The sequence below is a fragment of the Sinobaca sp. H24 genome (assembly GCF_023845525.1).
The window spans coordinates 1-5,851 of the sequence record NZ_JALBWT010000078.1; the positions used below are offsets into that span (position 1 = coordinate 1).

The following is a 5,851-nucleotide window of genomic DNA, read 5'->3' on the forward strand; positions in this document are numbered from 1 at the left end:
ATACGGGGTAAATTGGTTAACCTATCATGAGAATTACCATAATTTTATGATGGTTTCGTATAATGAAGAGGGTGTTGTTCAGGGGCTCTACACCAATCAGAATTTACTTTCTTCCCAATATGATGTTACATTAGGCGACTCAAAATCCTATGTAAATGAAACGCTGGGCGAACCAGAAGATATGATGCGTAACGGCATGTTTAACTATCAGATCAATAGTGAAGGAGAGTACGGTGTCCATCACCTGGATGGGAGCTATATTACTGTGTTTTACGATGTTCAGGAATCGGATGAAGTGACCGCTGTGCAAATCATTGATGAGAATTTGGAAACGACAAAAGAGAGTTTTTATGCAGGCGGAAGTGAATCGTTAAAAGAAGGGTTTGAATATCAATTATTTGACCTGACGAATGCTGTTCGTGTGAAGCATGATCTTCCTGTTCTGGAATGGAATGAAGAGGTAAGAGAAACGGCACGGGATCACAGTGCTGATATGGCGGAGAATCAATTTTTCAGTCACACGAACGAGCAGGGCCAGTCTCCTTTCGAACGGCTCGAAGAGGATGATATAACCTTTACACGTGCCGGAGAAAATCTCGCGTATGGACAGTTCAGCAGTGTGTTTGCCCATCAAGGACTGATGAATTCACCTGGTCATCGGGAGAATATCCTGCACGATCAGTTCACAGAGCTTGGCGTTGGCGTTGAATTTAATGAGGACAACCAGCCGTTTTTTACGGAGAAGTTCATAACCAGATAATGAAAACACCTTTCTCAATGAAAGGTGTTTTTTATGGATTTAAAAAGAATCGTTTTCTGCAGCGAGAGGAGAGTGGGAGGCCAAAATGCGCAGGAGCTGATCAGCCATATAAGCAGGCGAATGTTTAAAATCATCATGTATCCATTCGATAATCATCCCTAAAAAGGCGTAGGCCTGATAACTGGCCAGCAGCTCAATATTGATATGCGGATCGGATTTTTTGTGTGCAAATTCCTGCAGGGAAAAGTCCCGGAGTACAGCACTTATTTTGTCTTGAAAGCAAGACAGCACCTGTGATTTGACGACAACAGTATAAAAGTTCCGGTATTCATACACATGTTCAAATATTTTGGTAACGGATTTATTTAACTGCTTTGCTTCAATCGTTCTATATTGAAGAAATGGTTCTTGAAAAGACGCTGCTAGACTATCAATTACTTCTTCTACCATTTCATCTAAAACATCTTCTTTGAACTGATAGTGTTTGTAAAAGGTTCCACGGTTCAAATCCGCATGATCCATCATTTGTAATAGAGATTTTTTTGAAGTCTTTCTCTTTCATTAGATCAATAAGAGATTTTTTTAAAGCATCTTTAGATTTTTTGTTCGTCTGTCCATCGGTGGCAGATGCTCATCCATAAAGTAGCTCCTTTTATCAACAAATAAAGGATAAACTGTTGAATAGCCAACAAAAGCCGCTTATTTGATGATTGTATGTGATTTGTATTCACAATTATACTATATGTAATACACATTTGTTGATGAAGAAACCAACAAAAGAAAAGGAGGTTTCTATGGCTCAGGAAGAAAGCAGCACGAAGTTAATTTATGTATATGCTTTTATACCGACTAGTGACTATAAGGACAGCCCTATGGAAGATAAAGAAGCCATCGAACCATCAGAACGTATAGAGTACCAGCACCACGGAGAAATAACTGCAGTAGTCTGTCGTGTTCCGGAGGAAGATTATAAAGAGGAGAGACTGCAGAAAAAGGTAGAAGATATGCAGTGGCTTCAGGTAAAAGCCTTTCATCATCATGAATTAATGAATATTCTTCATGAAAAATATACCGTTGTCCCGTTGAAATTTGGAACTATTTTTGAATCGTGGGAAAGCCTGGAACAAATGATGGAAGAGAAAAAAGAATCCATTACCGAACAGTTTGCCTTTTTGGCGGATAAAGAGGAATGGAATATTAAGGTATACGCCGACAAAGACACGTTTATGAATAACGTCGTAGAGAACAGTGAAGAAATGGAGCAGAAGAAAGCTGATATTGAAGCGATGCCGGCAGGAAAAAAATTCTTTGAAAAGAAAAAGCTGGCTAATTTTGCAGAAGAAAAAGCCATTGAAAAAATAAGATCATACTGTCAGGACCTGCATGATCATCTCAAAACACTCAGTGAAGCAAGTGACGTAAAGAAGAATTGGGAACGAAAAGTGACGGGACGAGAGGAAGACATGAGCTTAAACGGTGTGTATCTTGTGGACGCTCCTAAAAAGCAGCAGTTTCTCTCCTATATAGAAGCCGAACGCAGCGAAGCAGAAGAAAAGGACTCCGGTTTTTATTATGAAGTGACCGGACCCTGGCCTTCCTACCATTTCTCCAACTTCACTGCGGCAGAAGGTGTAAAAGGCTGATACGTGAAGACAGCCTGGACCTGAAAAATAAAGATATTACACTGTTGGATATATTAGATACTGTGCTTGAAACCGGAGTGGTGATTCGTGGAGATTTAACGATTTCCATCGCCGATATTGAGCTCGTTTATTTAGATTTAAGCGTGCTGTTAGCATCTGTCCAAAAGCTTGAAGACAATAAAAAGAAAGCATATTTAGAGAGCAGCCAGACAATCCGTGAAGTAGAATAGGAGGTTTGTACATGAGTGATATACCGAATATAAACAGTCTGCAGACGAGTAACCCAACTGGAAAAATCTCACTAGATCCCGACAAAGTAGACGAAGGGCTCTCCCAGATTGTCATGACGGTCATCGAACTGCTGCGCCAGCTTGTTGAGCGGCAGGCGATGAGACGAGTCGAGGGGGGAGATCTCTCGGATGAACAGATCGAACAGCTTGGAATAGCGCTGATGCAGCTGGAAGATAAAATGGAGGAAATGAAAGTCATATTTGGATTAACAGATGATGATCTAAATATAGATCTTGGACCGCTTGGAAATCTATATAAGTGAGGAAAAGGAGGTATACCTATGGCAGAAGAATACCCGGTAAGCGACCGTAATGCCCAGGTCAGCAATAACAGATCCGGAGGAAGCAGCCTTGTGGACATTCTCGAAACGGTCCTTGATAAAGGAGTAGTTATTGCTGGTGATATAAAGATAAATATCGCTGAAGTAGAACTGCTTACGATAAAAATCAGGCTGCTTGTTGCCTCTGTGGACAGGGCCGAAGAAATGGGGATAGACTGGTGGAGACATGACCCTCATTATTCATCCCAGGCAATGGAAGTCGTTCAGGAAAACAAGGCACTGCATGAGAGAGTCCGTCAGTTGGAAGAGAAGCAGAACACTTCAAGTGAAGCGGAAATAGAGAAAACGGACACGGACGAAAAATAATGAGAAAAGCCCTGCTTTTGGGATAACAAAAGCAGGGCTTTTTCTGTTTAAAAATATTATTGTTTGATTTCTCCTTTTCTACAATTGCCTGAATATTTTCCAACGCTTCCTGCATTTTATGGACATCCTCCTGCGGGATTTTTGAGAAATATTTTTCATGCAGCTGCCGCTCGGCTTCTTTAAACTGTATTTTCCAATATTCGCCTCGTTCCAGAAGGCGGAGTATGACTTCTCTGCGGTTGGATGGGTTTACGATACGCTTCAGAAATTCTTCTTTTTCCAGATGAGAAACAGCTTGGCTGGCCGTGCTTTTTGAAATATAGAAATGGCGTGCCACATCATTAATGCTGCTGTCCTGATGATGGAACACAAACCAGAGGATGCTGACCTGACGCTGATTAAGAGGGAGGTCCGGCATAGGGAAGTCGCTGACAATCGTATTGTGAATACGTTCGGTTATTTCAATAACCCGGTATATATCTGCTGGCTCTGAATTCAATAGATGATCTCCTTTAAGTGAAAAAATAGATACATAAATCCTATCATGAAAAGAAGCAGCAGAGAAATATTCCATATGAAAACGGTTAATTATTAAACAGTTAAAAAAAAAACTGTTTATCTATTTAATTATTAAGCAAATTACGTTAGAATGAATTTTGTAATAAAAAAGAAAGGAGACAGCTGATGCAAGAACATGGAAAAGTATTTACGGAAATGATGGAAAGCGCGCGCAAAATACATAAATCCCTTTGCAGCTTTTTCCGTTTCCGGATATCAGTCTGACGAAACGCCAGCAGGTGATGCTGTATATATCCTTAAGCAGGAGAACGTCACAATGGCTGGTTTGGCAGAATACTGCGATATATCGAAAAGCGCAGTAAGCCAGACAATCAAAAAACTGGAAGAGTTATCTATCATTAAACGCGTTATCAATAAAGAGAACCGCAGAGAAGTGAATATTGAATTTGGAACAAAAGGGCTGGAGATGAAGAAGGAATTCATGCAGATGGAGCAGAATTTGATCGAACAGTACCTTATTAAAATAGATATTAAGGATCTAAAATTAGTGCAGGAAGTTGCACGTTCTTTTGAAAAAATCATTTCCGAAGAATCATCTAAACCAATATCAGGATCAGGGGAGAGAAGCAGTAAATGAAAATGGGACCTGTCGATAAACGGCCAAAGTTTACGATTGTTATTATGCTTGTACTATTAATATTAGGGGCCGTGTCGCTGACGCGTCTGCCTATCCAGTTATTTCCGGATGTTGAAGCTCCGGTAGCTGCGGTCAGCACCAGTTATCCCGGTGCCGGCCCGGAGGAAGTGTTAAATGATGTAACCGTAGACCTGGAGGATGAATTGTCTACTGTGTCCGGGCTTAATCAGATTACATCCCAGTCTCTGGAAGGCTCCTCCATTGTTATTATGGAGTTTACAGCGGATACAGACATTGATGATGTGGAAACAGAAATTGTTTCCACCATTTCGCAGATTGAACTGCCTGATGATGCAGGCACACCGGCTTTTCTTCAATTTGATCCTTCTATGTTTCCGAGTATTCAGCTGGCGATTTCCGGCGGCGGGGACGAGGTAACGGAATTTCAGGAAGAGACTGAGTCTCTTGAAAGAGAATTATCCCGTATCGGCGGCGTAGCCAGCATTTCCGAGTCAGGCTCTTTAACAGAGCAGTATGAAGTTGTGCTCGATCAGGATGAAATAGCGGACGCAGGTATTTCCCAGTCCGACATCGTACAGGTAATCCAGGGGCAGGAAGCCGCTGTGCGGGTGGTGTTATTGTTGATGAAGAGGCGGAAGAATCTATTTCCACACGAATTCTCAGCGAACTTGGTTCAGCAGAGGAGTTAGAAGAGCTGACCGTTTCCCAGGATCCTGAATCAGGCGATGACATCGCGTATCAGATGTAGCGGAAGTATCACTGCAAAGCGAAAATGCAGATGTTATCACGAGAGTAAATCAGGAAAGCTCCATTCAACTGGATGTGATGCAGGAATCCGATGCAGACACGACACAGGTATCTACTGACTTTAATGAGGAATTGGAGAGCCTGCTTGATGAAGATGAGTATTCGAATTTGGAAGCCATCACCCTTTATGATGAAGGAGAATATGTGCAGGACTCCATTAACAGTGTTATTACCGCTTTATTAGTGGTGGTATTCTGGCAATGGTTGTATTATTCGCCTTTTTACGTAACTTAAAAACACCGTTAATTATAGGTATTGCTATACCATTCTCCATTATTACAACATTTGCTTTGTTCTTCTTTACGAATATCAGCTTAAACATGATGACCCTTGGAGACTCGCACTCGGAATCGGGATGCTCGTCGATAACTCCATTGTTGTAGTAGAAAATATTTACCGTCATTTAGCCATGAAGAAAACGCCGAAGCAGGCAGCGGCCGACGGTACACGTGAAGTGGCCGAGCCATTACGGCTTCAACATTAACAACCGTGTCTATTTTCCTTCCTGTCGTATTTATTACAGGAAT

The 5,851-nt window shown here is 41.5% G+C and carries 9 protein-coding genes and 2 pseudogenes; 9 read left to right on the forward strand and 2 right to left on the reverse strand.

Going from position 1 to position 5,851, the window contains the following annotated elements:
- Positions 1-760: CAP domain-containing protein (locus tag MMY81_RS32820; protein ID WP_252316119.1), on the forward strand; the 760-nt coding region annotated here is incomplete at its 5' end.
- A gap of 39 nt (positions 761-799) precedes the next feature.
- Here MMY81_RS32820 and MMY81_RS32825 read toward each other — a convergent pair.
- Entirely contained in the window at positions 800-1,267 is a 468-nt protein-coding gene (locus MMY81_RS32825) for a TetR-like C-terminal domain-containing protein (RefSeq protein WP_252316120.1), read from the reverse strand.
- Positions 1,268-1,554: 287 nt separating this feature from the next.
- Between MMY81_RS32825 and MMY81_RS32830 the strand changes: the two genes are divergently transcribed.
- From MMY81_RS32830 to MMY81_RS32845, 4 genes are read left to right on the forward strand one after another with little or no spacing between them, the layout of a single operon-like run.
- A complete protein-coding gene (locus MMY81_RS32830) occupies positions 1,555-2,403 on the forward strand; it encodes a GvpL/GvpF family gas vesicle protein (RefSeq protein WP_252316121.1) in 849 nt (282 codons plus the stop codon).
- 44 nt (positions 2,404-2,447) lie between these two features.
- Positions 2,448-2,633, forward strand: coding sequence for a gas vesicle protein (locus tag MMY81_RS32835; RefSeq protein ID WP_252316122.1), 186 nt, complete (start codon positions 2,448-2,450; stop codon positions 2,631-2,633).
- Positions 2,634-2,644: 11 nt separating this feature from the next.
- The gene (locus tag MMY81_RS32840; RefSeq protein ID WP_374563447.1) at positions 2,645-2,956 is read left to right on the forward strand and encodes a gas vesicle protein K; all 312 of its coding nucleotides are present in this window, start codon (positions 2,645-2,647) and stop codon (positions 2,954-2,956) included.
- Between the two features lie 18 nt (positions 2,957-2,974).
- The gene (locus MMY81_RS32845) at positions 2,975-3,340 is read left to right on the forward strand and encodes a gas vesicle protein (protein ID WP_252316123.1); all 366 of its coding nucleotides are present in this window, start codon (positions 2,975-2,977) and stop codon (positions 3,338-3,340) included.
- A 214-nt stretch (positions 3,341-3,554) separates the two neighbouring features.
- Here MMY81_RS32845 and MMY81_RS36160 read toward each other — a convergent pair.
- Positions 3,555-3,914 (reverse strand): annotated as a pseudogene (locus tag MMY81_RS36160) (MarR family winged helix-turn-helix transcriptional regulator); the annotation flags it as partial.
- Positions 3,915-4,151: 237 nt separating this feature from the next.
- On the opposite strand from MMY81_RS36160, the gene MMY81_RS32850 reads away from it, so the two are divergent.
- The 4 genes and pseudogenes from MMY81_RS32850 (at position 4,152) to MMY81_RS32865 (ending at position 5,808) form a co-directional block, all read left to right on the forward strand.
- A complete protein-coding gene (locus tag MMY81_RS32850) occupies positions 4,152-4,496 on the forward strand; it encodes a MarR family winged helix-turn-helix transcriptional regulator (protein WP_308215564.1) in 345 nt (114 codons plus the stop codon).
- Positions 4,493-5,206 (forward strand): efflux RND transporter permease subunit, encoded by a 714-nt coding sequence (locus MMY81_RS32855; RefSeq protein WP_252316125.1) that lies wholly within the window; start codon positions 4,493-4,495, stop codon positions 5,204-5,206. Before MMY81_RS32850 ends, MMY81_RS32855 begins: the two co-directional genes overlap by 4 nt.
- A gap of 94 nt (positions 5,207-5,300) precedes the next feature.
- A pseudogene (locus tag MMY81_RS32860) lies at positions 5,301-5,707 on the forward strand (efflux RND transporter permease subunit).
- Positions 5,680-5,808: an efflux RND transporter permease subunit gene (locus MMY81_RS32865; RefSeq protein WP_252316126.1), complete on the forward strand. Its 129-nt coding sequence runs from the start codon at positions 5,680-5,682 to the stop codon at positions 5,806-5,808. Before MMY81_RS32860 ends, MMY81_RS32865 begins: the two are co-directional and overlap by 28 nt.
- The last annotated feature ends 43 nt before the right edge of the window (positions 5,809-5,851 follow it).

Coding starts and splice junctions, on each gene's coding strand:
- MMY81_RS32830 (WP_252316121.1), top strand. CDS start 1,555: ATGGCTCAGGAAGAAAGCAGCACGAAGTTAATTTATGTATATGCTTTT.
- MMY81_RS32840 (WP_374563447.1), top strand. CDS start 2,645: ATGAGTGATATACCGAATATAAACAGTCTGCAGACGAGTAACCCAACT.
- MMY81_RS32845 (WP_252316123.1), top strand. CDS start 2,975: ATGGCAGAAGAATACCCGGTAAGCGACCGTAATGCCCAGGTCAGCAAT.
- MMY81_RS32855 (WP_252316125.1), top strand. CDS start 4,493: ATGAAAATGGGACCTGTCGATAAACGGCCAAAGTTTACGATTGTTATT.
- MMY81_RS32865 (WP_252316126.1), top strand. CDS start 5,680: ATGCTCGTCGATAACTCCATTGTTGTAGTAGAAAATATTTACCGTCAT.